Annotated in this window: 20 protein-coding genes; 8 read left to right on the top strand and 12 right to left on the bottom strand. The window is 76.1% G+C overall.

All coding sequences use genetic code 11. The features are described 5' to 3' along the window. Window positions 1-26: 26 nt before the first annotated feature. Complete coding sequence (locus Cph01nite_RS14930) at window positions 27-3,536, top strand: choice-of-anchor I family protein (RefSeq protein ID WP_203675482.1); 3,510 nt, start codon at window positions 27-29, stop codon at window positions 3,534-3,536. Window positions 3,537-3,592: 56 nt separating this feature from the next. On the opposite strand, the gene Cph01nite_RS14925 is transcribed toward Cph01nite_RS14930, so the two are convergent. Together Cph01nite_RS14925 and Cph01nite_RS14920 are read right to left on the bottom strand one after the other, a co-directional pair. Continuing rightward, window positions 3,593-4,573 carry a LacI family DNA-binding transcriptional regulator gene (locus Cph01nite_RS14925; RefSeq protein ID WP_203675481.1) on the bottom strand — a complete coding sequence of 327 codons (981 nt, stop codon included), beginning with the start codon at window positions 4,571-4,573 and terminating at the stop codon, window positions 3,593-3,595. 152 nt (window positions 4,574-4,725) lie between these two features. Next, window positions 4,726-5,496: a phosphatase PAP2 family protein gene (locus tag Cph01nite_RS14920; RefSeq protein WP_203675480.1), complete on the bottom strand. Its 771-nt coding sequence runs from the start codon at window positions 5,494-5,496 to the stop codon at window positions 4,726-4,728. A gap of 39 nt (window positions 5,497-5,535) precedes the next feature. Between Cph01nite_RS14920 and Cph01nite_RS14915 the strand changes: the two genes are divergently transcribed. From Cph01nite_RS14915 to Cph01nite_RS14905, 3 genes are all read left to right on the top strand, one after another. Beyond that, window positions 5,536-7,182 carry an ABC-F family ATP-binding cassette domain-containing protein gene (locus Cph01nite_RS14915; RefSeq protein ID WP_203675479.1) on the top strand — a complete coding sequence of 549 codons (1,647 nt, stop codon included), beginning with the start codon at window positions 5,536-5,538 and terminating at the stop codon, window positions 7,180-7,182. Between the two features lie 116 nt (window positions 7,183-7,298). Continuing rightward, window positions 7,299-7,841: a hypothetical protein gene (locus Cph01nite_RS14910; RefSeq protein WP_203675478.1), complete on the top strand. Its 543-nt coding sequence runs from the start codon at window positions 7,299-7,301 to the stop codon at window positions 7,839-7,841. Window positions 7,842-7,924: 83 nt separating this feature from the next. Beyond that, the gene (locus Cph01nite_RS14905) at window positions 7,925-9,391 is read left to right on the top strand and encodes a YyaL domain-containing protein (protein WP_203675477.1); all 1,467 of its coding nucleotides are present in this window, start codon (window positions 7,925-7,927) and stop codon (window positions 9,389-9,391) included. Between the two features lie 22 nt (window positions 9,392-9,413). Here Cph01nite_RS14905 and Cph01nite_RS14900 read toward each other — a convergent pair whose 3' ends face one another. The 3 genes from Cph01nite_RS14900 to Cph01nite_RS14890 all read right to left on the bottom strand — a co-directional run bounded on the left by Cph01nite_RS14900 (window position 9,414) and on the right by Cph01nite_RS14890 (window position 10,707). Then, window positions 9,414-9,557, bottom strand: a complete 144-nt coding sequence (locus tag Cph01nite_RS14900; RefSeq protein ID WP_203675476.1) for a hypothetical protein — start codon at window positions 9,555-9,557, stop codon at window positions 9,414-9,416. Window positions 9,558-9,622: 65 nt separating this feature from the next. Continuing rightward, window positions 9,623-10,018 carry a YchJ family protein gene (locus Cph01nite_RS14895; protein ID WP_203675475.1) on the bottom strand — a complete coding sequence of 132 codons (396 nt, stop codon included), beginning with the start codon at window positions 10,016-10,018 and terminating at the stop codon, window positions 9,623-9,625. Then, on the bottom strand, window positions 10,015-10,707 hold the full coding sequence (locus tag Cph01nite_RS14890) for an Abi family protein (protein WP_203675474.1): 693 nt from the start codon (window positions 10,705-10,707) through the stop codon (window positions 10,015-10,017). Before Cph01nite_RS14890 ends, Cph01nite_RS14895 begins: the two co-directional genes overlap by 4 nt. 270 nt (window positions 10,708-10,977) lie before the next feature. On the opposite strand from Cph01nite_RS14890, the gene Cph01nite_RS14885 reads away from it, so the two are divergent. Then, on the top strand, window positions 10,978-11,643 hold the full coding sequence (locus Cph01nite_RS14885) for a ThuA domain-containing protein (RefSeq protein WP_203675473.1): 666 nt from the start codon (window positions 10,978-10,980) through the stop codon (window positions 11,641-11,643). A 7-nt stretch (window positions 11,644-11,650) separates the two neighbouring features. Here the strand turns inward: Cph01nite_RS14885 and Cph01nite_RS14880 are convergent, their stop codons facing one another. Continuing rightward, complete coding sequence (locus tag Cph01nite_RS14880; RefSeq protein WP_203675472.1) at window positions 11,651-12,811, bottom strand: AI-2E family transporter; 1,161 nt, start codon at window positions 12,809-12,811, stop codon at window positions 11,651-11,653. A gap of 191 nt (window positions 12,812-13,002) precedes the next feature. On the opposite strand from Cph01nite_RS14880, the gene Cph01nite_RS14875 reads away from it, so the two are divergent. Together Cph01nite_RS14875 and Cph01nite_RS14870 are read left to right on the top strand one after the other, a co-directional pair. Beyond that, a complete protein-coding gene (locus Cph01nite_RS14875) occupies window positions 13,003-13,389 on the top strand; it encodes a DUF1304 domain-containing protein (RefSeq protein ID WP_203675502.1) in 387 nt (128 codons plus the stop codon). 213 nt (window positions 13,390-13,602) lie between these two features. Next, window positions 13,603-15,258: a beta-1,3-glucanase family protein gene (locus Cph01nite_RS14870; RefSeq protein ID WP_203675471.1), complete on the top strand. Its 1,656-nt coding sequence runs from the start codon at window positions 13,603-13,605 to the stop codon at window positions 15,256-15,258. An 87-nt stretch (window positions 15,259-15,345) separates the two neighbouring features. On the opposite strand, the gene Cph01nite_RS19260 is transcribed toward Cph01nite_RS14870, so the two are convergent. The 5 genes from Cph01nite_RS19260 to Cph01nite_RS14845 all read right to left on the bottom strand — a co-directional run bounded on the left by Cph01nite_RS19260 (window position 15,346) and on the right by Cph01nite_RS14845 (window position 22,037). After that, window positions 15,346-16,854 (bottom strand): outer membrane protein assembly factor BamB family protein, encoded by a 1,509-nt coding sequence (locus Cph01nite_RS19260; RefSeq protein WP_203675470.1) that lies wholly within the window; start codon window positions 16,852-16,854, stop codon window positions 15,346-15,348. Window positions 16,855-16,907: 53 nt separating this feature from the next. After that, entirely contained in the window at window positions 16,908-18,389 is a 1,482-nt protein-coding gene (locus Cph01nite_RS14860; RefSeq protein ID WP_203675469.1) for a PQQ-binding-like beta-propeller repeat protein, read from the bottom strand. Beyond that, window positions 18,386-19,915 carry an outer membrane protein assembly factor BamB family protein gene (locus Cph01nite_RS14855; protein ID WP_203675468.1) on the bottom strand — a complete coding sequence of 510 codons (1,530 nt, stop codon included), beginning with the start codon at window positions 19,913-19,915 and terminating at the stop codon, window positions 18,386-18,388. The genes Cph01nite_RS14860 and Cph01nite_RS14855 overlap by 4 nt, the downstream gene beginning before the upstream one ends. A 212-nt stretch (window positions 19,916-20,127) precedes the next feature. Next, entirely contained in the window at window positions 20,128-21,246 is a 1,119-nt protein-coding gene (locus Cph01nite_RS14850) for an LPXTG cell wall anchor domain-containing protein (protein WP_203675467.1), read from the bottom strand. A 185-nt stretch (window positions 21,247-21,431) separates the two neighbouring features. After that, window positions 21,432-22,037 carry a TetR/AcrR family transcriptional regulator gene (locus tag Cph01nite_RS14845; protein WP_203675466.1) on the bottom strand — a complete coding sequence of 202 codons (606 nt, stop codon included), beginning with the start codon at window positions 22,035-22,037 and terminating at the stop codon, window positions 21,432-21,434. 100 nt (window positions 22,038-22,137) lie between these two features. Between Cph01nite_RS14845 and Cph01nite_RS14840 the strand changes: the two genes are divergently transcribed. Next, window positions 22,138-22,776 carry a GNAT family N-acetyltransferase gene (locus Cph01nite_RS14840; RefSeq protein WP_203675465.1) on the top strand — a complete coding sequence of 213 codons (639 nt, stop codon included), beginning with the start codon at window positions 22,138-22,140 and terminating at the stop codon, window positions 22,774-22,776. Between the two features lie 383 nt (window positions 22,777-23,159). On the opposite strand, the gene Cph01nite_RS14835 is transcribed toward Cph01nite_RS14840, so the two are convergent. Next, entirely contained in the window at window positions 23,160-23,912 is a 753-nt protein-coding gene (locus tag Cph01nite_RS14835) for an ABC transporter ATP-binding protein (RefSeq protein ID WP_203675464.1), read from the bottom strand. Window positions 23,913-23,928 lie beyond the last annotated feature (16 nt).

Raw genomic sequence — 23,928 nt, 5'->3', positions numbered from 1 at the left:
CCCGGCACCCGTGAGGAAGGACCCCCGTGAGCGACCTGCGCCCGCATGCCCCCCGTGCCCGGTACCGACGGGGGGCGGCGACCGTCGCCGCGACGGCCCTGCTGTCCGCCGGCCTCGTCCCGGCCCTGCTGGCCCCCGCGTCGGCGAACCTCGTCGCGGAGCCGGTGCGGCACGCGGCCACCGACGCGGCGCTGACGCTCGCACCGCTCGGCACCTACGCGACGGGCGTGTTCAACGCGTCGGCGGCGGAGATCGTCGTCCACCACGCCGGCACGCAGCGGCTGTTCGTCGTGAACGCGCAGTCGGGCGAGGTCGACGTGCTCGACGCCTCCGACCCGACCGCGCCGACGAAGGTCGGCACCATCGGCGTGGCCGGCATCGAGGACGCCCAGGGCGTGACTGTCCCCGACGGGGCGTCGGTGAACTCGGTCGACGTGCGCGCGGACGGCCTGGTCGTCGTCGCCGTGGAGCACGCGACCAAGACGGAGCGCGGCTGGGTGGCGTTCCTCGACGCCGCCACGCTCGACGTGCTCGGCGCGGTGCGCGTCGGCGCGCAGCCCGACCGGGTGGTCGTGGCCCCCGACGGCGCGTGGGCCGTGACGGCCGACGAGGCCGAGCCGGCCGACGACTACAGCACCGACCCGCCCGGGTCCGTCAGCGTCGTGGCCCTGCCCTCCGGTGTGGCCGCGCCCGCGCAGGAGGCGGTCCGCACGGCCGGCTTCGAGGCGTTCGACGCCCCCGGTGCGCTGCCGGCCGGCGTGCGCGTCTTCGGGCCCACGGGCCCCGGGGCGCCCGCGCTGCTGCCCTCGCTCAACCTCGAGCCGGAGTACGTGACGGTCGTCGGCGGCACGGCGTACGTGACGCTGCAGGAGGCGAACGCGCTCGCGACGGTCGACCTGGGCACCGCGACCGTGACGGGGATCCGCGCGCTCGGCACCCAGGACCACGCCGTGGTCCCGCTCGACCCGTCGGACCGCGACGGCGGGTTCGCGCCCCGCACGTACGCCGGCCTGCGCGGCCTCTACCAGCCGGACTCGATCGCGTCCTACACGGCCGGCGGCGTGACGTACCTCGTCACCGCCAACGAGGGCGACGCCCGCGAGTGGGGCGACTACGCCGAGCCCGCACGCGTGAAGGACCTCGGCAAGAAGGGCCTGGCGCCGGTGTGCGCACCGCTGGCCGGGCTGACCGGCGACGCCGACCTGGGACGCCTCAACGTCTCGACCGCGTCGGGCCTGGACGCCACCGGCACCTGCTACGAGGAGCTGCACGCGTTCGGCTCGCGGTCCTTCTCCATCTGGACGACCGACGGCACGCAGGTCTGGGACTCGGGCTCGTCGTTCGAGGAGATCACCCACGCCGCCGCCCCCGAGTTCGTGAACTCCAACCACAGCGAGTCCAACCTCGAGGGACGCAGCGACGACAAGGGCCCCGAGCCCGAGGCGCTGACGATCGGTGAGGTCGACGGCCGCACGTACGCGTTCGTCGGGTTCGAGCGCGTCGGCGGCGTCGCCGTCTACGACGTCACCGACCCGCGGGACGCGTCGTTCGTCAGCTACGTCAACAACCGCGACTTCTCGGTGTCCGTCGCCGGGGGCGGCGACCTGGCCGCGGCCGGTGACCTGGGGCCGGAGTCCCTCACGTTCGTCCCCGCGGCGGACTCGCCCACGGGCCGGCCGCTGGTCGTCGTCGGCAACGAGGTCTCGGGCACCACGACCCTGTTCACCGTCGAGACCGACGGGTCCGCCACCGACGACCTCGTCGAGCTGCAGCTGCTGGGCGTCAACGACTTCCACGGGCGCCTCGAGCCGGACCTGCGCGGCGGCGTCGCCGGTGCGGCGGTCCTCGCCGGTGCGGTCGAGCAGCTGCGCGGCGAGAACCCCGACACGGTGCTGGTGTCCGCGGGCGACAACATCGGCGCGTCGACGTTCCCGTCGGCGATCGCCCAGGACGTCCCGACCATCGACGTGCTCAACGCCGCGGGCCTGGAGGTCTCGGCCGTCGGCAACCACGAGTTCGACCAGGGGATCGACGACCTCACGGACCGGGTGCAGCCGCTCGCGGACTTCCCGTACCTGGGTGCCAACGTCTACGCGCGCGGCACCACCGACCCGGTCCTGCCGGAGTACGCGGTCGTGGAGCGCTCCGGCGTGCGCGTCGCGTTCGTCGGCGTCGTCACCGCGCAGACGCCCACGCTCGTCTCACCCACGGGTGTCGCGGGCCTCGAGTTCGGCGACCCCGTCGCCGCGCTCGACCGGGTCGCGGCACGCATCGAGGCCGAGGACTTGGCGGACGTGACGGTCGCGCTCGTCCACGACGGCGCCGAGGCGAGCACCTGCACCGCCGTCGGGACCGAGGACAGCGACTTCGGTCGCGTCGTGCGCGACACCACGCCCGCCGTCGACGCGATCTTCTCGGCGCACACGCACCGCACGTACGCGTGCGCGTTCCCCGTCACGGGCAGCGACGTCCCGCGGCCCGTCGTGCAGGGCGGGCAGTACGGCTCGCACCTGGCCCGCGTCGGGCTCACCTACGACACCGCCACGGACCGCGTCGTGGCCGCCACGCAGGACCTGCTGCCGATGGTCGTCGGCGGTGCCGCCGCGTACCCCGCGGACCCGACGGTCCAGGCGATCGTCGACCGGGCCGTCGCGGACGCCGAGGAGTCCGGGTCCGTCGTCATCGGGTCCGTGACGGCCGACGTCCTGCGGGCGCGCAACGCCGCCGGCGAGGTCGACCGCGGCCTGGAGTCCCCGCTGGGCAACCTCGTCGCCGACATGCACCTGTGGGCGACGAGCACCGCCAACCCCGGGTACAGCGGCCCGCCCGCCGACCTCGCGGTCATGAACCCGGGCGGTCTGCGCGCCGACCTGCTGGGCGGGCCCGGCGGCGAGGTGACCTACCGCGCGGTCGCCGACGTCCAGCCGTTCGCCAACACGCTCGTCGTCGTCGACCTCACCGGCGCGCAGCTCGCCACGCTCCTCGAGCAGCAGTGGGGCACACCCGCCGCGCCGCGCACCCGCCTGCACCTGGGCCTGTCGGAGAACGTCACGTACGTGTACGACGAGGCCGCGCCTGTGGGGCAGCGGGTCGTGTCGGTGCGCGTGGACGGGCGGCCGGTCGACCCGGCCACGACGTACCGCGTCACCGCCAACTCGTTCCTCGCGGCCGGTGGCGACGGGTTCACGGCGCTCGCGGCCGGTGCCGCGCGCGTCGACTCCGGGCAGGTGGACCTCGCGGCGTCCGTCGCGTACGTCCGCGCCCTCTCACCGGTGTCGCCCGCGGCTCTCGGGCGGGCCGTGCCGGTGTCGGAGGCGGCCGGGGGGAGCACCACGCAGCCGCAGCCGCAGGGGGGCGGCGGCACCACCGTCGGGGCGCTCGTGCAGGCGGGCGGCGGCGCGGTCGGGGCCAGGCTCGCGGCCACCGGCGCGGACGCCGCGCTCGGCCTGCTCGCCGGGCTGGGCCTGCTGGGCGCCGGCGCCGCCCTGCTCCGTGCGCGCGCACGGCTGCGTCCGGCACGCACCACCACCGGCTGAGGACGGGTCGGCGCGCCGGCACCGGCGCGCCGACCCACCCGGCGGTGGACCCGCGGTCAGGTCGACGCGCGCGGCACCACGTGGAACACGTCGTCGGGGCGCTCCGGCGGGGCGTCCGCCAGGCCCAGCGCCGCGAGCAGCGCGGTCGCCAGGTACGCCGCCTGGGCGTCGATGGCCTGCCACACGGTCGTCAGCGCCGGCGCGGCCACGCGCGCGGCGGGGATGTCGTCGACGCCGATCACGGCGACGTCCCCCGGCACGTCGAGCCCGGCGGCCCGCACACCCGCCAGCACGGCCAGCGCGACCTCGTCGTTGTACGCCGCGACCCCCGTCACGCCACCGGCGTGCCAGCCGCGGACCGCGTCCGCCGCCGACGCGACGTCGAGGTCCACGGCCGTGACCAGCGGCTCCGGCAGGCCGTGGCGCTCGCACGCGGCCCGCACACCGGCGAGCCGCCGGTCGGCGAACGCCGCGACGCGGTCGTCGTGCGGGGCGGCGTACGCGAGCACGCGGCGGCCCCGGGACACGAGGTGGTCCGCCTGCAGCCCGCCGATGCTCGCCTGCGGCACCGCGAACACGTCCGGCTGCGGGTCCTCGTCGAGGGCGGCCCCCACCACGGGGATCCCCGCCTGGCGCATCGCCCGCGCGTCCTGCTCCCCGAACGGCAGCAGGCCCAGCACCGCGCACGGGGTGACCGCGCGCCACAGGTCCGACAGCGGCCGGGCGCCGCGGCGGATGTGCACGAGGACCGACAGGCCGTGCTCGGCCAGCGCCGTGGTCAGGTGGTCGAGCAGCGTGTCGATGGCGGGGCCGATGGTCCAGTCCGGCAGCACGCACAGCACGAGGTCGCTGCGCCCCGAGCGCAGCGCCCGGGCGGGGGCCGACGGTGTGTACCCCAGCCGCGCGGCGGTCTCCAGGACGCGCTGGCGGGTCGCCTCGGTGAGGACGACGTCGGCGCGGGCGTTGAGCACGTAGGACACGGTCGTGCGCGAGACGCCGCTCTCGCGGGCCACGTCGGCGCTGGTCACGCGCGACACGTCGGCCTCCTTGCCTGGGCGCGGATCGGTGCGGGCACGGCGGGACGGGCGCCGCGAGCCCGGACCCGACACTACCGACCCCCCGCGGGGTCAGCGCCGGACATCACCCGGTCGCGGGCGCGCCACCGACGCGCCGGGGGGCGGGAGCGTCGTCAGGTCGCGGTCGGCGGCGCAGCGGCCGTGACCTGCGCGGCGCGGACCGCGCGGCGTCGGTCCACGATCACGACCCCACCCAGCACCGCGACGGCCAGCGCGACCGAGGCCGTCACGTCGGTGAGGAAGTGGTACCCGAGGTAGAGGCGGCTCAACCCCACGAGTCCCGTCCCCAGCACGATGAGCGCGAGCCACCCCAGCAGGGAGGCCCACGCCGGTCGGCGGACCCACGCCAGGTAGCCGGCGACGAGCAGCAGCGTGGCCGCCCCGATGGTGTGCCCGGACGGGAACGAGTAGGTCGACTCCACCCCCGCGACCGTCATCGTGTCCACCGGCGGGCGCGGCCGCGCGACGATGCCCTTGATCGCCACGGAGACGAGGGTCGAGACGACCATCGCGGCCGCCAGGAGCCCGGCCTGCCACCACCGCCCGCGGACCAGCCCCCACGCCAGGGCAGCCACCAGCACGATGATCGGCAGCACCGTCGGCCCCGACACCGTGGTGATGGCGGTGAGCACCACCGTCAGCACGTCGCTGCGGCCGGCGGCCAGTGCCGTCAGGACCGGGTCGTCCAGTGCCGCCAGGTCCTCCGCCTCCTGCACGGCGTCCAGCACCCCGAGGAACCCGGCCGTGCCGAGCACCACCAGGAGCACGCCCACCCCGACCGCGACCTGCTGCCCGTGACCCCGCACCCGCGCCGTGAGCGCGCCGAGCCCTGGGCGCGCCTGCGGGTGCGGCGACCGCTCCTCGGACCTCTGCGCGTCGGACATCGGACCAGCCTGACACGACCGGCACCGGATGATGTCCTCATGAGTGCAACCCTCCAGGCCCGCGCGGTGGCCGCGGCGTTCGGCGACCGCGAGCTGTTCAGCGGCCTCGACCTCGTCGTCGCGCCCGGGGACGTCGTCGGGCTCGTCGGCCCCAACGGCGCCGGCAAGACGACGCTGCTGCGCATCCTCGCCGGTCAGCGGCCTCCCGAGGCCGGCTCGATCGCGCTGTCGCCGCCGTCAGCGCAGGTCGGGTACCTCGTGCAGGAGGTCGAGCGGCGCGCGGACGAGAGCGTGCGGACGTTCCTGGAGCGGCGCACCGGGGTGCACGACGCGCAGCGGGCGATGGACGCCGCCGCGGACGCGCTCGCGGCCGACGAGCCGGGCGCCGACGACGCGTTCACCCACGCGCTGGAGCGCTGGATGGCCCTGGGCGGCGGGGACCTCGACGCGCGGCTCGGCGTCGTCGCCGACGACCTCGGCCTGGCGGTCGACCTGGACCTGCCGATGACCGCGCTGTCCGGCGGGCAGGCCGCCCGCGTCGGGCTGGCGGCCCTACTGCTGTCGCGCTTCGACCTGTACCTGCTCGACGAGCCGACCAACGACCTCGACGCCGACGGGCTCGACCGCCTCGAGGAGTTCGTCGAGCGGGCGCAGGCGCCGATCGTGGTCGTCAGCCACGACCGGGAGTTCCTCGCCCGGACGGTGACCACGGTCGTCGAGATCGACCGCAGCCTGCAGCGCGTCGCGACCTACGGCGGCTCGTACGACGCGTACCTCGAGGAGCGCTCCACGGCCCGGCGACAGGCCCGCGAGGCGTACGAGGACTACGCGTCCCGCCGCGACGCGCTCGCCGGGCGCGCCCGCATGCAGCGCGCGTGGATGGAGAAGGGCGTGCGCAACGCGCGGCGCAAGGCGTCGGACAACGACAAGCACGTCAAGCACCACCGCGGCGAGACGTCCGAGAAGCAGGCGGCCAAGGCCCGCCAGACGGACAGGATGATCGAGCGGCTCGAGACGGTCGAGGAGCCGCGCAAGGAGTGGCGGCTGCAGATGAGCATCGCGACCGCACCGCGCTCCGGTGCCGTGGTGGCCACCACGCGCGCCGCCGTCGTGCGGCGCGGCGACTTCGTCCTCGGGCCCGTCGACCTGCAGCTCGACTGGCAGGACCGCGTCGCCGTCACCGGTCCCAACGGCGCCGGCAAGTCCACGCTGCTCGCGCTGCTGCTGGGGCGCCTGGCCCCGGACGCGGGCAGCGCGTCGCTGGGTCCCGGCGTGCTGGTCGGCGAGGTCGACCAGGCGCGCGCCGCGTTCGAGGGCGACGAGCCGGTCGGTGACGCGTTCGCCCGGCAGGTGCCGGACTGGACGACGGCCGACGTGCGCACCCTGCTCGCCAAGTTCGGCCTCGCCGGGCACCAGGTCGGCCGCCCCGCCACGTCCCTGTCACCGGGGGAGCGCACCCGCGCCGCGCTCGCGCTGCTGCAGGCCCGCGGCGTCAACCTGCTCGTGCTCGACGAGCCGACCAACCACCTCGACCTGCCCGCCATCGAGCAGCTCGAGCAGGCCATGGAGTCGTTCGACGGCACGATCCTGCTGGTCACGCACGACCGGCGGATGCTCGACACCGTGCGCCTGACCCGCCGCTGGCACGTCGAGGACGGGCAGGTGGGCGAGGTCCGCCCGGACTGACCGCGTGCCGGCGGGGCGCACCCGTCGCGCGACCGACCCCCGTCGTCCCGGCGACCGATGCCCGCCCGGGTGCCACGTCGTTAGCGTGACGGTCCGACCACAGGAGGTCCGACGACATGACGACGATCCCGAGCTCACGCGTGCTGCGTGCGCTGCTCACCGGCCTGACGACCACCGCCTACTACGCCGTCCCCGACGTCGCCCGCACCCGTGCGTCACGCGGCTGGCTGAAGGCCGCCTGCGTGGCGGCCGCGCTCGCGGTCTCCGCCCCGGACGTGCGCGAGGGCTGGCACGACATGCGCCGGTCGTGGCGCGACGCGGTCGACGGGACCACGGGGGACGGCGAGGTCGACGGCACCGACCCGGACGGCGTCTCCCTGGACGGCGCCACCCCCGACGCCACCCCGTCCCCGACCGGACCGGCGATCGCCGTCGGGCTCGTCGTCGTCGTCGCCTCCATCGCGGGCACCGTCGCGGCCGAGCGGTGGCTGTTCCGCCGGGGGCAGGCCGCTGCGGCGGCCGGGGTGCGGTGCGCGCACACCCGCACCGCACTCGCGCTCGGGGCGCTCACGGCCGCCGCGGACCTGGTCCTCACGGCGACGACGCCGTCCGGCGACCGCTCCCCGGACGACCCCTCGCAGGACGTCGCCTCGCGCTGAGCCTTCCCACCGGCGCCCGTCGGTGCCTAGCCTGGACGGGTGCCGCGGGACACGCGGCCTGCCCACCCCGCCGGGAGCGTGCGATGCCGGACTCCACCGAGGTCCCCGTCCCGACCCCGACGCGCCGCGCCCGCGGCCAGGTCCTGGGCCGCCGCACGTTCCTCGCCGTGGCCGGGGCGACGGCCGCCGTGGTCACCGGGGCAGGCGCCGCCGCCGCCGCGCACGACGGCCGCACGTGGGGTCCGCGGCCCGTCCTGCACGACCGCCCGGGCCAGCACCACGGCGGCCGGGCCGGGTCCGAGCGCGCCGCCGTCGCATTCGTGCGCGCTGCCGCCGACGCGTACCCCGCCCTCAACACCGGACCGCGCCTCGCGCAGAGCTACGCCGACGAGCTCGGGCTGTTCTCCACCGCGTTCGTCTACGACAACGCGCTCGCGATCTGCGCGCTGCTCGCCGACGGCCGGCGCAGCAGCGTCGACAGCGCCCGGATCATCGGCGACGGCCTGGTCTTCGCGCAGGACCACGACCCCGACCACACCGACGGGCGCCTGCGCCAGGCCTACAACGTCGGGCCGTACACGTTCTACGACGGCACGCCGCAGCCCGACGGGTTCGTGCGCGCCGACGGGTCCGCGAACGTCGGCGCGCAGTTCGGGTTCCTCGGCACGGCGGTCGGCGACATGGCGTGGCCGGGCATCGCGCTGCTGCACCTGTTCCGCGCGACGCGCGACGCGCGCTACCTCACCGCCGCCGTGCGCATCGGCGAGTGGATCACCTCGACCACCTGGTCGACCGCGCCGCTGGGCGGCTTCTCGTTCGGCGTCGACGGCGTCGACGCCCCCGTGCCGAACGGCTCGACGGAGCACAACGTGGACTGCGTCGCGTTCTTCACGATGCTGCGCAAGGCCACCGGCGAGCGGCGGTGGACCGACGCGTCCGAGCACGCGCTCGCGTTCGTCGACCGCATGTGGGAGCCGGGCTCGGGGTGGTTCTGGACGGGCACGAACGACGGGGTCGAGATCAACCGGGACCCCGTGCCGCTCGACCCGGCGACGTGGAGCCGGCTCGCGATCCGCGAGCGACGCTACGACGGCGCCCTGGACTGGGCGGGGCAGGCGCTCGCGGTGACCGACGACCCGTCCGCGGCGACGTCCCAGCTGCCCGCCGACGCGGGCCGGATCTCCGGCGTCACGTTCAGCACCGCCTCCCTCACGTCGACCGCGACGTACAACGACACCCCGGTGCACCCGCAGGGCGTGTGGCTCGAGGGCACCGCCCAGCTCGCGACGTCCCTGCTCGACCGGGACCGCCGCGGCGACCGGCAGCGGGCGGACTGGCTGCTGGGGCAGGTGCGCCGGGCGCAGGACACCCTGGGCGCCGGGCAGCGCCTGGGCGGTGCGCCCGTCGACGGCGGGGTCGTCGCGGCGTCGAGCCTGCTGGACTCGGGCTTCGGGTTCGGCTACTTCCAGGTGCAGCACGTGGGCGCGACCGCGTGGTTCCTGCTCGCCTCCAACGCCGCCAACCCCATGCGCTGGGGCGGCGTGCGCTGACCCGGCGCCGGGCGGCGACGGGTCAGGCCGACTCGGTCGGCTCGGGGTCGTCGGCGGACGGCCGCGGCACCACCGGCTCGCGCGGGTCCGGCTCGTCGTTCGACGGCAGATCCGTGAAGTTCGGCTCGTCCGGGACTGCCCCCGGGTCGGGGATGGGGCTGCTCATGACGCACCTCCTGGTCGGTGCGCCCGACGCTAGCCCGCCCGTGGCGCTCGCGCCCGGCGAGGTGCTCACCCCGCCGCCGCGACGTCCCCGTCCACGTACTGCCACCCGTCGGCCCCGCGCGCGAACCGGCTGACCTCCCGCAGCGACCCCCGCCCGTCGGGACTGCGCCAGAACGCCTCGAACTCCACGGTCCCGCGCGTGTCGAAGGCGCCGCCGTCCGAGGTCGCGAGGACGTCGAGGCGGTACCAGCGCACGTCGTCGTCGAGCGTGAGGTCCGCGGGCCGCGTCGAGGGGTGCCACGAGCGGAGCAGGTACGCGGCGTCACCGACCGCGAACGCGCTGAAGCGCGACCGCATGAGCTGCTCGGCGGTCCCCGCGGCCCGCTCGCCGCGGTGCAGCGGCGCGCAGCACTCGTCCAGGGGCAGACCGCGCGAGCAGGGGCACCGTGTCACGGGCCTCATGCGCCGGCCACAGGCCGTGCAGCGATGACCGCAGGCAGACGGCTGTGCTGCGTGAGGTGCTGGTGGAGGTCGGGCGAGAGGTGGCGTGCCACGAACACGATGTGTCGACGGTGGTTCTCGGGCTGTCTGTCGAACACCGACTCATGGTGCGCCACGCGGTTGCGGAACTCGCGCAGAGCGCTGAGCGCGACGTGGAGTCGGCGGCGGTCGGCGCCGGGCACGTACGCGGTGTGCAGGGCTGGCACCCAGAGCGACTTCTCGTGCAGGTCGTCGGTGAGGTACGACCAGAAGCCGAACATCAGCTCGGCGACGGCTTTGCCTCGAGGCACGACACCATGGTCGAACCCGGAGAGCCTGCGCGCGTTCTTGACGTTGGACCGGGGGGTGGCGTTCTTGTCCTGGCGCTGCCCGTTCGTGTCGTTCGCCATGTGCGGTGGGAAGATCCGGTCGCAGGACGCAGCAGTGAGCCACTCGCCGTGGAGGAGGTCCGGGTGGGTCAGCAGCGCCCGGTCGTAGGCGTTGCGCACGGCGACCTCCAGGTGGCCGAGGTCGCGCAGGAACGCGGACGCGATCTCGCTGTTCCATTCGTACAGCTCGAGGCCCAGCCGGGGGTCCCCGCCGGCGGCGTTGAGGTACTTCGCGAACCTGCCCGGGGTCAGCCAGTCATGCACCCACGTCGGCGTCGACACCTGCGTCGTCCCCCTGTAAAGTTGGCGGAGCGTGAGAGTTCCAAACGACCGCTGCATGCATGTTGTTGGAGCCAAGGCTTGGGGAAGCCCCGGTATCGGCGAGAGCTGACCCGGGGCTTTCTGCCGTCGCCGCTCGCTCACGATATCGGTCCGCTCCGACAGTGCGATGTGAGGGCCGGTACCGAGCTCATGCCGCGCACGGGGCGGGGCCGAGTCCTCCCGCAGCGTCCGACGTGCGGCCGGCGCCGGTCACGTGGGTAGCGTGGCGGGGTGACGACGCCCCCGCGTGCCCTGGTCCTGTCCGGTCGTGACCGCTACGGCGACCCGTGGCACGACCACGCGGCCACGTCGTACCGGGTGGCGCACGAGCTGACGGCCGCCGGGTTCGGCGTGGAGGTGCGCAGCACGTTCCCCGACGCGCTCGACGACCTGGCGGTCGCCGACCTGCTGGTCGTCAACTCCGGCGAGGGCCCGGCCGGGGACGACGACGCCGCGTGGCGCCCGCTGCACGAGCGGGTGCGGGACCACGCGGACGCCGGGGGTCCGGTCCTCGCGCTGCACCAGGCGACGATGACGTTCGCCGACAGCCCGTGGTGGACCGAGGTCGTCGGCGGGCGGTGGGTGCACGGCACCTCGTGGCACCCGCCGCTGGGCAGCGCGACGTTCGACGTGCAGCCCGGGCACCCCGTGACCGACGGGCTGGGCGCGCTCGTCGCCGAGGACGAGCGGTACACCGACCTCGTGGTCGACGCGGGCGTGCGGGTGCTCGTGCAGCACGAGGAGGGCGCCGCGACCCACCCGGTCGTGTGGGTCACCGCCGCCGGGAACGTCGTCTACGACGCGCTGGGTCACGGGGTCGCGTCGTACGCGTCCGCGGCGCGGTGCGCGCTGCTGCGGCGCGAGGCGCGCTGGCTGGTGGGCCTGCCGCCGGCCTGAGCCGCCGTCAGACGGTCTCGGGTCGCTTCTTGCGGGCGAAGCGCGCGGGGGTGTCGGGGCCGTCCCACACCTGCACCGCACCCCACAGCGACGCGGCGATCGGCACGGCGAGGACCGCGCCGGTGATGCCCGCCAGGACGGTGCCGGCGGTCAGGGCGACGAGGATCATCAGCGGGTGCAGGCGCAGCGAGCGTCCCATGACGATCGGCTGCAGCAGGTCGCCCTCGAGCTGGTTCACGCCGACGACGATGGCCAGGACGATGAGCGCCTCGATCGGGCCCAGCGACACGAGCGCTACCAGCGCGGCCAGGATCCCGGCGAGGGTCGCCCCGACCAGCGGGATGAACGCGAGCAGGAACGTCAGGACCGCCAGGGGGATGACGAGCGGGACGCCGACGATCGCCAGGCCGATGCCGATGCCGATCGCGTCGACCGCGGCGACGATCGCGGTGCCGCGCACGTACCCGCCGAGGGTCTGCACGGTCTTGGCGCCGACGCGCTGCCCGCGCGCGTAGCGCTCGCCCTCGAAGGGCCGCAGCAGGAACTCCCAGATCTTGGGGCCGTCCTTGAGGAAGAAGAACAGCACCACGACCATGATGAAGAAGCCGGTGACGAAGTTGGCGGTGGCCGACAGGCCGGCCAGCGCACCGGCGCCGACGGCGTCGGAGGCCAGGGCTCCCTGCAGGGCCTCCTGCGCCTCGCCGATCTGCTCGTCGGTGATCTCGAACGGCAGGCCCGAGATGAGCGTCTGCAGCTCGGCCAGGCCCTCCGACGCGGACTCCGCGAGCTCCTCCCACTGGTTGATGACGGCCCGCACGACCGCCCACACGACCAGCGAGAGCAGCCCCACGAGCGTGAGCAGCGCGATCCAGGTCGCCAGCATCGACGGCACGCCGCGGCGGCGCAGGCCGGACACCAGGGGGCTGATCGCGGCGGCGAGCACGAGCGCGATGAGCACGGGGATGACGACGAGGGTCAGCTCCATGACCGCCAGCACCCCGACGGCGAGGACCGCGAGCACCGCGAGCGTCTGCAGCGCGCGCGTGCCGACGCGCCCGAACCCGTCGGACCACAGGGTGCCGGCGGTGCGCTGCGGGCCAGGGGCGGGCGCGCTCGCCGCGGGCGGGCGGCTGGGTGCCACGTCGCGTCGTGTGCCGAACCAGCCCATCGGTGTCCTCCGTCGTCCCAGGCTCCCGGCGGGGCCCACCGCGTCCGACGCTACGGCCTGGCCGTGTGCTCGGCGCGACGAGCGGCTGGCGCGCGGTCGCCGACCGGCGGATCCTGGGGCTGCGGGCGGGCTCGCCGCCCGCGCGGAGGTCCCGCGCGCGCGAGCAGGGGCGCCCGGTCGAGGAGGTCGCGGTGGTCGTCGTCGGGCTGGTGCTGGCGGGCGTGGCCGCGCTCGTGCACGTCTACATCTTCTGGCTGGAGTCGGTCGCGTGGACGACCCCGCGGGCGCGCGCGGTCTTCGGGACCACGCCGGACGAGGCGAGCGCGACGCGCGCGCTCGCCTACAACCAGGGTTTCTACAACCTGTTCCTCGCGGTGGCCGCGCTGCTGGGGGTGGTCCTGGTCGCCGTCGGTCACCGGACGGTCGGTCTCACGCTCGTGCTGACGGGCGTGGGGTCGATGGCGGCGGCGGCGCTGGTCCTGCTGCTGTCCGACCGGAGCAAGGCGGCCGCCGCGCTGAAGCAGGGCGTGGTGCCGCTGCTGGCCGTGGTCGCCGTGGTGGTCGGCCTGCTCGTGTGACGCACTGGACGCCTGTCCGATTCACCCGATGTGCACGAATCAGCCGAACGGGTGACGCGGCTCATGGACTTCTCATGGAAGTCTTGCTGACAGATAAGTAAGCACTCCGTACTTATCTGTGCCGCGCAGCCGCCCTCGTCGACGAGGGACGGCGGGTGAGGCCTCCCCGCGCGGTACACCCCGCGCGGGCAGCCGGGGGGCGAGAGGAGCGCGATGCGCCACGTACGCACGAGGTGGACGGCAGCCGTCACGGCAGCCCTGACCCTGGCGGGGACGCTGGTCGCGGGGATCGCCGCCGCCGCACCCGCGGCCGCGGTCGGGCCCGACCGCCTGCCGATCACCGTCGGCAACCAGTCCGGCCGCGGCGAGCAGGTGTACCTGTACGTCCTCGGCACGAACCTCGCCACCGGCCGCCTCGGCTGGGTCGACGGCAGCGGCACGTTCAACGCGTGGCCCGCCGGGTCCAACCCGCCCTCACCCGCACCCGACGCCTCGATCGCCGGGCCCGCGAACGGCGGCAGCACGACGGTGCGCGTGCCGCGCGGGTTCTCCGGGCGCATGTACTTCTCGTTCGGGCAGAAGCTGCCGTTCTCCCTGACGCCCGACGGCCTCGTGCAGCCCGCCCCGTGGGCCGGCGGCGACCCGACGCGCGACATCCTGTTCGACTGGAGCGAGTTCACGTACAACGACGCCGGGCTGTGGCTCAACAGCTCGCAGGTCGACATGTTCGCCGTGCCGCACTCCGTCAGCGTCACCGGCGCGTCCGGCACGACGCGCACCACCGGCCGCCTCGTCCCGAACGGCCGCGCCGCCGTCATCGACGCCCTGCGCGCCCGCCCCGAGTGGGCCGGCAGCGTCGTGACCCGCGCCGACGGCACCGTGCTGCGCGTCCTGGCGCCCGGCAAGGCCGCCGCCGCCGGGCTCATGAGCAGGACGTTCCTCGACGGCTACATCGCCACCGCCTGGGGCTCGTACACCTCGCGCACGCTCACCGTCGCGCCCTTCGGTGACCGCCCCGACGTGCGGTACACCGGCCGCAGCAGCGGCACCTCGCTCGTCTTCACCGACTCCTCCGGCCGGCAGGTCGCGAGCTTCGCGCGCCCGTCGTCCGCGGACGTGTGGGGCTGCGACGGGGCGCTGCACGCCCCCAACGACCAGGTCGTCGGGCCCATCGCCCGCACGCTGTGCGCCGCGCTGTTCCGCGGCACGCTCGGCACCTCGACGCTCGAGCCCGTCACCGACGCCTCGCAGTTCTACCGCGCGACCCCCGTCAACGAGTACGGCAAGGCCGTGCACGCCGCCATGGTCGACGGCCGCGCCTACGCCTTCGCGTTCGACGACGTCGGCGCCTTCGAGTCCCTCGTCCACGACGGGGACCCGCGCTCGGCCCGCGTCGACCTCACGCCGTTCGTCGGCGGGACCTCCGGCGGGGGCGGCGGCGGCACCGGCGGCGAGACCGGCGGCGGCGACCCCGGCACCCCCACCACCGGCCGGATGCTGGTGTCCGCGCTCAACGGCAAGTGCCTCGACGTGCCGGGCGGCCGGTACGAGCCCGGCACCCGGGTCGTCATGTGGGGCTGCCACGGCGGCACCAACCAGCGGTGGGAGCTCACCGGCGGGACCGTCCGCACCCAGGGCAACCAGTGCCTCGACGTCACCTGGGGCGCCACCACCAACGGCACGCCCGTGCAGCTCGCCACGTGCAGCGGCAACGCCGCGCAGCGCTGGGTGCTGACGGCCGCCGGGGACCTGGTCAACCCGCAGTCCGACAAGTGCCTCGACGTCGTCGACCTCAACCGCGCCGACAACGCCCTGCTGCAGATCTGGCAGTGCGGCGGGACGTCCAACCAGAAGTGGTCGCTGCGCTGAGCACGCGCACCGCACCCCGCGCCTGAGCGGCGCGGCCCCGGACGACGGTGCCCTGCGGGACCGACCCCCCGCAGGGCACCGTCCTGCTCACCCGAGGACCGTGTAGCTCTCGCCCCCCTCGCCGCTGCCGAGCTCGACGGCCAGCAGCAGCCGCAGGTGGGTGCGCACCTCGTCCGTGCCGTCGGGCAGCGGACCGCGCCACAGCTCCCCGCCACCGGCGGGGTCCAGGGCCACGAGCTCGGCCCGCTGCCCCCGCTGCGGGGCCGCCGCCAGCGCCAGCAGGTGCCGGCCGTCCGTCACGGGCAGCGCGGTCGTGGCGGACGAGCGCCACAGCTCGTCCCCCGTCCGCGCGTCCAGCGTCAGCACCTCCGAGCCCGCGTCCACGTGCACGCGCCCCGCCAGCAGCAGCGCGGCGCCCGGCGCGGCCACCTCGACCGACCACACCTCGGCGCCCTCGCCGTCCCACGCGGTCAGCCGTCCCCCGCCCGAGGTGAGGACCAGGCCCGGGACGCTGCCGTCGTCGACCTGGGTCACCACGATGTCGCCGGTCACCTCCACGTCGCCCTCGGGCCGCACCACCGTCGTCGTGGTCCGCGCGCCCTCGACGCGCGACCCGTCGGCACCGCGCTCGTACCCCATCGGGGACGGCACCACGTACAGCTCGATCCCGGGCCGGCCCGTCACGAACCGCCCGTCCAGCTGCTCCGTGCGCACGGCGCGCCCCGTGGCGTCCAGCAGCCGCAGCTCGGTGGGCGTCACCAGCGCCACCAGCTCGCCCACGGACGTGACGAACGTCCCCCAGCCGTCCTCGTCGCGCGGCCCGGGGACGGTCAGCTCCCACGCCGGCGTGCCGTCGAGCCGCACCGCGTGGACCTGCGCGCCCGCGTCCGCCGCGACGGCGACCGCCACGACGCCGCCCGTGGCCGCCACCGCGGAGGGCCGGTCCGTGACGTGCAGCGCCTGCGTGAGGTCCTCGACGACCGACCCGTCGCGCACGTCGAGGACCACCACCCGGACCGTCGACGGCGGCACCTCGACCGACTGGAGGTCGGCCACCACCCAGGAGCCGTCGTGCGCCATGCAGACCACCAGGTGCTGCTCACCGGTCACCCCGACGCACTGCCCGGACCACGCGTGCGCCTCCGGGGTCCCGGCGGGCTGCTCGCGGGTCGTCCCGTCGACGAGCTCGGTGCGCCACACCTCCGCACCCGTCCCGGCGTCGCGCCCGGCCACCGCCACCGGCCCCTGCGAGGCGTGCTGCACCCCCACGAGCACGTCCCCCGCGCGTACCTCGGCGCCGAGGTAGAGGTCGTCGAACGACGCCTCCCACCGCATGGCCGGCGGCCCCGCCAGCAGGTCGACGCCACCGGGCTGGCGCGCGACCGCGGCGACGGTCTCGCGCTCGCGGGCGTCGACGACCCCCTGCCCGACGACGGCCGCGCCGACGACCACCACGAGCAGGGCCGCCGCGGCCGCGACGGCCCGCCGCCGTCGGGGCCGCGACGGCGGGTGGGTGTCCGGCGCCGTCGGCGCGGGAGCGTCGGGCTCGTCGTCCTCGACCAGCTCGACGTCGTGCAGCGGACCGCGGCGTGCCATCGTCGCAGGCTAGCGGTGTCCGCGGCCGCGCGGGGACGGACGGCGCGCCCGGCTCAGCGCAGCACCTGCGCGACCGTCGGCACCACCGGGTCCAGGGGCCGGGTGACCAGCAGGCCCTGCAGTCCCTGCACCGACGTGCCGGCGGGCAGCGGGGTGCGCCAGGCCTCGGTGCCGTCGGTGACGTGCAGCGCGACCAGGTCGTACGGGGCGCGGTGCCGGCCGTCGCGGCCGCCCAGGACCAGCAGGTGCCGGCCGTCGGTCTGGGGCGGCCCCGTCGCGGTCGGCCGCTGCGTGCGCCACAGCTCGGCGCCCGTCGCGCCGTCGTACGTCACGACCGCCGCCGACGTGCCCACGTGCACCCGGCCGCGCAGCACGACCACGTCCTGGGCGTCGACGACCGTCGTCCCCCATCGCCGGGTGCCGTCGCCCGCGTCCCACGCCTCCAGGCGCGGCGTGCGCGTCAGCACGAGGCCGGGCACGCTGCCGTCGTCGACGACCACCCGCACCGGCGTGCCGTCGAGGACGACCTCGGCCGTCGCCGACACCACCGTGGTGCGCTCGCCGTCACCGACCACCGCGGCGCGCAGCGCGGGCGCCAGCACGGCGCTCGACGTCGTCGTCACCCCGGACAGCGCCGCCCGCGGCTCGGCGACCACCGTCCGCAGCACCTCGCCGTCCGTGGCCACGAGCGTGACCCCGCGCCCGTGCACGACACCCAGGGTGCCCGCGTCGAGCAGGCCGCTGGTCGCGGTCACCTCCGCGAACGGACCGTCGTCGGCGACGTCCGCGGTCACCTGCCACCGCGGCGTGCCCTCCGCCAGGGACTGCGCGCGCACGTGCAGCGTGCCGCCCTCGTGGCCGACGAGGAGCACGTCCTGCCCCGACGGCGTGAACGACTGCGTCGACGGCGGGACCTCACGGTCCACGCGCACCGTGCCGTCGGCGGCGTCGAGCACGAGCAGCCGGGCGGTCGCGGTGGGCGTCTGCACCCAGCGACCGTCGACCCGACCCCAGCCACCCTCGGTGACCAGGCACGCGACCTGCCCCGGGCGCGCCGGGACGGTCGCGCACGGCACGGTGTCGGCCAGGGCGTCGGGCACCCAGTCACCGCGCGCGGCCAGCACCTCGAGCGTCCACACCGGTGCGCCCGTGGCCACGTCGAGGCCCTGCAGCGCCACGGCCTGGTCGTCGCTCACGAGCCCGGCGACCAGCACGTCGCCGACGCGAGCACCGGGCCGCGTCCCCGGGTCGACCTGCCACGCGGCCCGCACGACGTCGTCGAGCGGCGACAGGACGCCCGGGACGGCGGCCAGCGCCGCCCGCGCGGCGCGCTCCCGCTGGTCGGTGACGACCTGCGCACCGACGAGCACGAGCACCACCGCGAGCACCGCCGCGAGCCACCACGGGCGGCGGCGCGGCTCGTCGCGCGCGGGCGCCGGTGCGGCGTCGGTCGCGGGCGCGTCGTCGCCGAGCTCCACCTCGACCCTGCGCGCCCGGCCCATGCGCGCACGGTAGCCCGCACGGCCCGTCGTCACCCCAGGAGGGTGATGACGGGCCAGGTCCCGTCGGAGAGCGGGGCGAACGAGTAGACGGCGAGCAGCCCCAGCACCGAGCGGAGCACGTTGCCCTCCACCGGCAGCGTCACGCGCCACGCCACGTCGCCGTCCGTGGGGTCGAGCGCGACCAGGACCTCCGGGTCGCTGGCGCCCGGGCGCGGACCGAGGACGAACAGGTGGCGCCCGTCCGTCGTCAGGCCGGAGTCCGGCAGCAGGCCGTCCACGCGCCACAGCTGCTCGCCGGTGACGCCGTCGAGGGCGACGACCCCCGCACCCTGCCCGACGAGGACCCGACCCGCGAGGGACAGGGCGTCCCGGCCGCCCACCCGCCGGTCCGACGTCCACAGCGGCGTGCCGGCGGCGTCCCACGCGTGCAGGCCGTCGTCGTCCGACGTCAGCAGGAGGCCCGGCGTGCTGCCGTCGTCGACCGTCAGCTCCACCCAGTCGCCCGGGAGCCGCTGCACGCCGGCCGGGCGCACGACGACCGTCCGGCCGGCGGGCGTCTGCACCAGCGCCGCGTCGCCGGCCGTGCCGCGCACGTGGTCGGCGGAGGACAGCTCGACCTCCTGCCGGGTGACGCCCCGCGCGTCGAGCAGCCGCAGCGCGTCCGACGTGGCGACCGCGACGCCGTCCGTCGTGGCGTGCAGCTCGACGTGCGCACCGAAGGCCGTGGTCGTCCTGGTCGGGAACGTGCCCTGCCAGGCGACCGTGCCGTCCGCGGTGACCGCACGCACGTGGGCGCCGCCGCCGTCGGCACCACCCAGCACGACCAGGTCGTCCAGGACGACCGACGACCGCGACACCATCGGGTCACCCACGGCACCCGACAGGTCCGTGACGACCGACCCGTCGCGCGCGTCGAGCAGCAGCAGCCGCGTCACGGTCGGCCGCACCTGGGTGAGCGTGCCGCGCCCCACCAGCGAGAGCCCGTTGTCGGCCAGGCACACCAGCAGGTCCTCGCCGGCGCCGTGCGCCCGGCACCAGCCGCGGCTGGGGACCAGCTCGCCGCCCGGCGGGACGTGCAGCTCCTGCCCGCGCGGGATCAGCGTGGTCTCCCACGCCACGGAGCCGTCGGTGGGGTCGATCGCGCGGACCGACTCCTCGCCGTCCTGCCCGGCGGACGCGCTGACCAGCAGACCGGCGGACGTGCGGGCGCTCGCGCGACGCACCCCCTCGTCCGCCGCGGTGCGCAGCACCCGGACCGGCCCGTCGGCCACGTCGACGACGCCGGGCACCCCGGCGACGGCCGCGACCCGGGCCTGCTCGCGCGAGCGGGCCACCGTCTCCCCGACGACGGCGACCGCGACGATCACCGCGACCAGCACCGCCGCGAGGGCCAGGACGCGCCGGCGGGTGCGGCGCGGGGCGTCGTCCGCCGTGGGCCCGGGGGCGGTGCGTGCGCCGCGTCCCGTGGGGCCGGTCCCGGCGTCCCGGGGCGCGCCGGGGGCGTCGTCCCCGTCGTCCTCGACGAGCTCGACGTCCGTCCTCGCGTCGCCGCGTGCCACGGGCGCAGGCTAACCGCCGGACGAGGTGGGCGACAGGCGTGCGGCCCGCGCTCACCCGGGCGCGCAGGCTGCCGGGGCCGTGCCGCCCGCCGGGGCGGATCGGTGGACATGCCCGGACGGACGTCACCCCCCGGCCGGGGGGGAGGGCCGGGGGGTGACGTGTTCTGGGGGTGTCGCTGACACCCGTGGGTCGGGCGCGGGTGCGCCCCGGGTCAGCTCTCCGTGCGGTGACGGCGCCGGGCGAGCACGAGGGCGGCGCCACCGGCGATCGCACCGATCGCGGCCATCAGGCCGAGGGCGGCCTGCGTGCCCGTCGCGGCGAGCCGGTCGTCGTCGTCGACCGCGGCGAGCACCTCGGCGCGCTCCGTCGGCGTGGGGGTCGGCGTGGGCGTGGCGGCCGGCGTCGGGGTGGCGCTCGGCGCCGGCGTCGCGACCGGCGTCGGGGTCTCGGCCGGGGCCGGGAGCACCTCGCTGGTCTCGGACGGCGACGGCGAGGGCACGGGCGCCGGAGGCGTCGCCTCGGGCGTCTCCTCGACCTCGGCGGTCGGGCTCGGCGACGGGGTCGGCGTCGGCGCAGGCGTCGGGACGACCTCGACCGGCGGGGTCGGCGTGGGCGTCGGGACGACGACGACCGGGGTCGTCGGGGTCGGCGTCGGCACGACCGGGGTCGGGCTCGGCGTCGGCGCCGGGGCGCACAGGGCGTCGAGGTCGACGATGCGCGAGACCTCGTAGTGGCCGTAGTAGGCGAGCGTGTTCGGCATGAACCCGCCGTTCGGCGGCGTGATGATCGTCGGCATGACGGACACGAGGTCGAGCTCGCGACCGGCGACGCCGTTGCCCGCGAGGTCCACCTGCAGGCCGTAGGACGCGCGGTCGGCGCAGACGGCCGCGGTGTCGGCGGCGTCCAGCTCGAGCGGGATGACCTGCGACTCGCGCGGCAGGCTCTTCGACGCCTCGAGGCGCAGCGACGCGTCGGCCGAGGGCCACGCCCACACCGGGTGCAGCGCGACGCGGTGCTGCTCGCCGCTGTTCCAGAACCCGGCCGGCTTGCGCACGTCGAGCTTCTTGTAGAGGTAGTACCCCGTGGCCTTCTCGCACGTGTAGGCGTGCCAGGCGATGACCTCGCCCTTGCGCGTGCCACCGCACAGGTCGGTGGGGGCGGAGGTGGGCTGCGGCGTGGGCTTGACCTTGCCGGGGCCCTTGCCGCGGTCGTGGCCCGAGGAGTACCCGGGCTTGGAGTACCCGTGGTTCCCGGTCGCGGTCGCGGAGGCGGCAGGCAGCACGACGAGCGCTGCGACGGACAGGATGACGAGGGGGAGACGGCGGTTCACGGGGGGACTCCTCGGCCGCGGACGCTTGGACGGGTGCCTGACGGTGACGGCCACGCCATCGGGCGTAACGGACAATAGAGGCAAAACCCGGTCCCGTGGTGAACTTCTGTCCAAGTTGGGGGTGAATCATCCGTTCGGACCTGCCCCGGTGGGGTCCGTCCGGGTGGGGGCGGGGTCGGGCGGGGTCAGGCGGGCCGGGCGAGCGACGTGACGGCCCGCGCCAGCAGCTCGATCGACGCGTCGGCCTGCGCGTCGTCGTGGTCCGCGGTCCACGCCTGCACGATCCCGTCCGTGGCGGACAGCACGAGCGCGGCGACGTGACCGACCGGTGCCTCCCACGCCACGCCGCCGTGCCGGGACCACGTGTCGAGGAGCCGCTCGATCTCGGCCAGGTAGCGCCGGCGCTCCCAGGCCACGGCGCTGACCCCCGCGTCGTCGCGCGCCGCGCGGATGAGCTCGTAGAGCGCGGCCTGGTGGGCGGGGTCGGCGCGCACGATGTCCAGCTGGGCGCGCAGCGCCTGGCGCAGCGCGGTCTCCAGGTCGTCGGTCGCGACGGCGGCGCCCCACGCGGCGGTCGCGCCGGTCAGCTCCCGGTCGATCAGCGCGCGCACCAGGGCGGCCTTGGACCCGAAGGCGTAGTGGAAGATCCCGTGCGGCACGCCCGCGTGGGAGGTGACCGCCCGCGTCGTCAGGCCCGCGAGCCCGTGCTCGCGCAGCACCTCGACCGCGGCGTCGAGCAGCTGCGCGCGCCGCTCGTCGACGGATCGGTGCCCGACCGCTGGAAGGTTCACCCGGCCATCGTAGGACGGGCTTGGCCAGATGACTTGGACGCTTGGCCAACTTCGCCGTACGGTGGGTCACGCACCGCGTGACTGCCCGCAGGAGGACCCCATGATCGTCGTCGCACCGGCCGCGCCCAGCGACCTCGCCGCAGCCGTGTCCGTCCTCGCCGAGGCCTTCGTCGACGACCCGGTCACGGGTGCCGTCGTGGGCGGTCCCGTCCGTGACCGGCTCGCCCGCACCGAGCACCTGTTCACGGGACTGCTGCGCCCCGTCATCGCCGACGGCACGGTCGACGTCGCCCGCGAGGCCGGCGACCCGCGGGTCCTCGGCGTCGCGATCTGGGAGGCCCCCGGCTCGGTCACCGGCGTCGCGCGGCTCGCGCTGCAGGTGCCCTGGTTCTGGCGCGCGTGCGGCCCCACCGGCCTGTGGCGGGCCGCGACGACCAAGAACGCGCTCGACCGGCACCGCCCGCGCCGCCCCCACTGGTACCTGCAGGAGATCGGCGTGTCCGCCGCGGCGCGCGGCCGCGGCGTCGGTGGTGCGCTCCTCGAGGCCCGCCTCGCCGGCGTCGACGGCGAGGGTGCCGCCGCCTACCTGGAGTCCTCGACCGAGCGCAACCGCCGGCTGTACCGGCGTCACGGGTTCGTCGACGTGGCCCCCGTGCGGGGCCTGCGCGCCGCCCCCATGGCGATGTGGCGCGCCCCCGCCACCGAGCGCGCCCTGCGCGCCAGCACCGTCGCCGGCTGACGGCGTCCGGCGCGGACACCGGCGCGGACACCCGCCGCGGCCCGGTCGTCCGTGCGCGCGGGAAAACCCTTGGCGGGCCCGCGCGGACGTCGTAGCGTCGTGGCACACACGGAAGGAGGTGGTCCACGACATGAAGTCTCACCGGACGCGTGAGGTGGCTGCCCGCTAGCCGCCCGAGTCATCGGACGGACCGCTCGGTCCGCTCGCTGCTCCGCCGGCTCGCCGGCAGGGCGGTCAGCGACTACCCGGCAGTCACCGCAGCCCGTGGGAGCCGCGACCTCGTCCTTCGCGGCAGCACCTCCGTCAGGAGGTGCAGCCCACGGGCTGTTCCCTGCCCGCAGCGCTCCGCCCGGGCCCGCGCGGCCGCCGCCCGGGCGGCGGCGTCAACGGCCCACGAGCAGGTGGTGACGGCCCCCGAGGTCCACCGCGCGGGCGTCCACGCCGTAGACCTCGCCGACGCGGGCCGCCGTCAGCACCTGCGGCGCCGGGCCGTCGGCCACCACGCGGCCGCGGGCGAGCATGACGACGCGCGTGCAGTACGCCGCCGCGAGGTCCAGGTCGTGCAGCGCGACGACGGCCGTGCCCGGGGCGTCGGCGACGTGCGCGAGCAGCGCGTGCTGGTGGCGCAGGTCGAGGTGGTTGGTCGGCTCGTCGAGCAGCAGGACGTCGCCGCCCTGCGCGAACGCCCGGGCGAGCAGCACGCGTCGCCGCTCGCCGCCCGACATCTCGTCGAGCCCGCGCGACGCGAGCGGCGCCAGCTCCCAGCGGTCCAGCAGGGCGTCGACGGCCGCGTGGTCGGCGTCGTCGTACGGGCGCCAGTCCGGGTGCCGGACCGCGCGGCCCAGCAGCAGCACGTCCCGGGCCGTGAACGGCAGGTCGCCCTGCTCGTCCTGCCCGACGAACGCGAGCCGTCGCGCGCGGGCGGGCCCCGGCACGCGCCGCAGGTCCGCCCCGTCGAGGTGCGCGATGCCCGACGTCGGTGTGCACAGCCCGCCGAGCACCCGCAGCAGCGTCGTCTTGCCCGACCCGTTGGGGCCGACGAGCGCGACCTTGTCCCCGGCGGCGACCGCCAGCGTCACGTCCGTGACCGCGTCCACGCGCCCGTGCCGCACGCCGACCCCCACGGCGTGCAGCACGGGCGCGACCTCGGCC

This window comes from Cellulomonas phragmiteti (genome assembly GCF_016862775.1).
Classification (GTDB): domain Bacteria; phylum Actinomycetota; class Actinomycetes; order Actinomycetales; family Cellulomonadaceae; genus Cellulomonas; species Cellulomonas phragmiteti.
The sequence above is the reverse complement of the archived record's forward strand: the minus strand, read 5'-3'. Positions and strand labels throughout refer to the sequence as shown.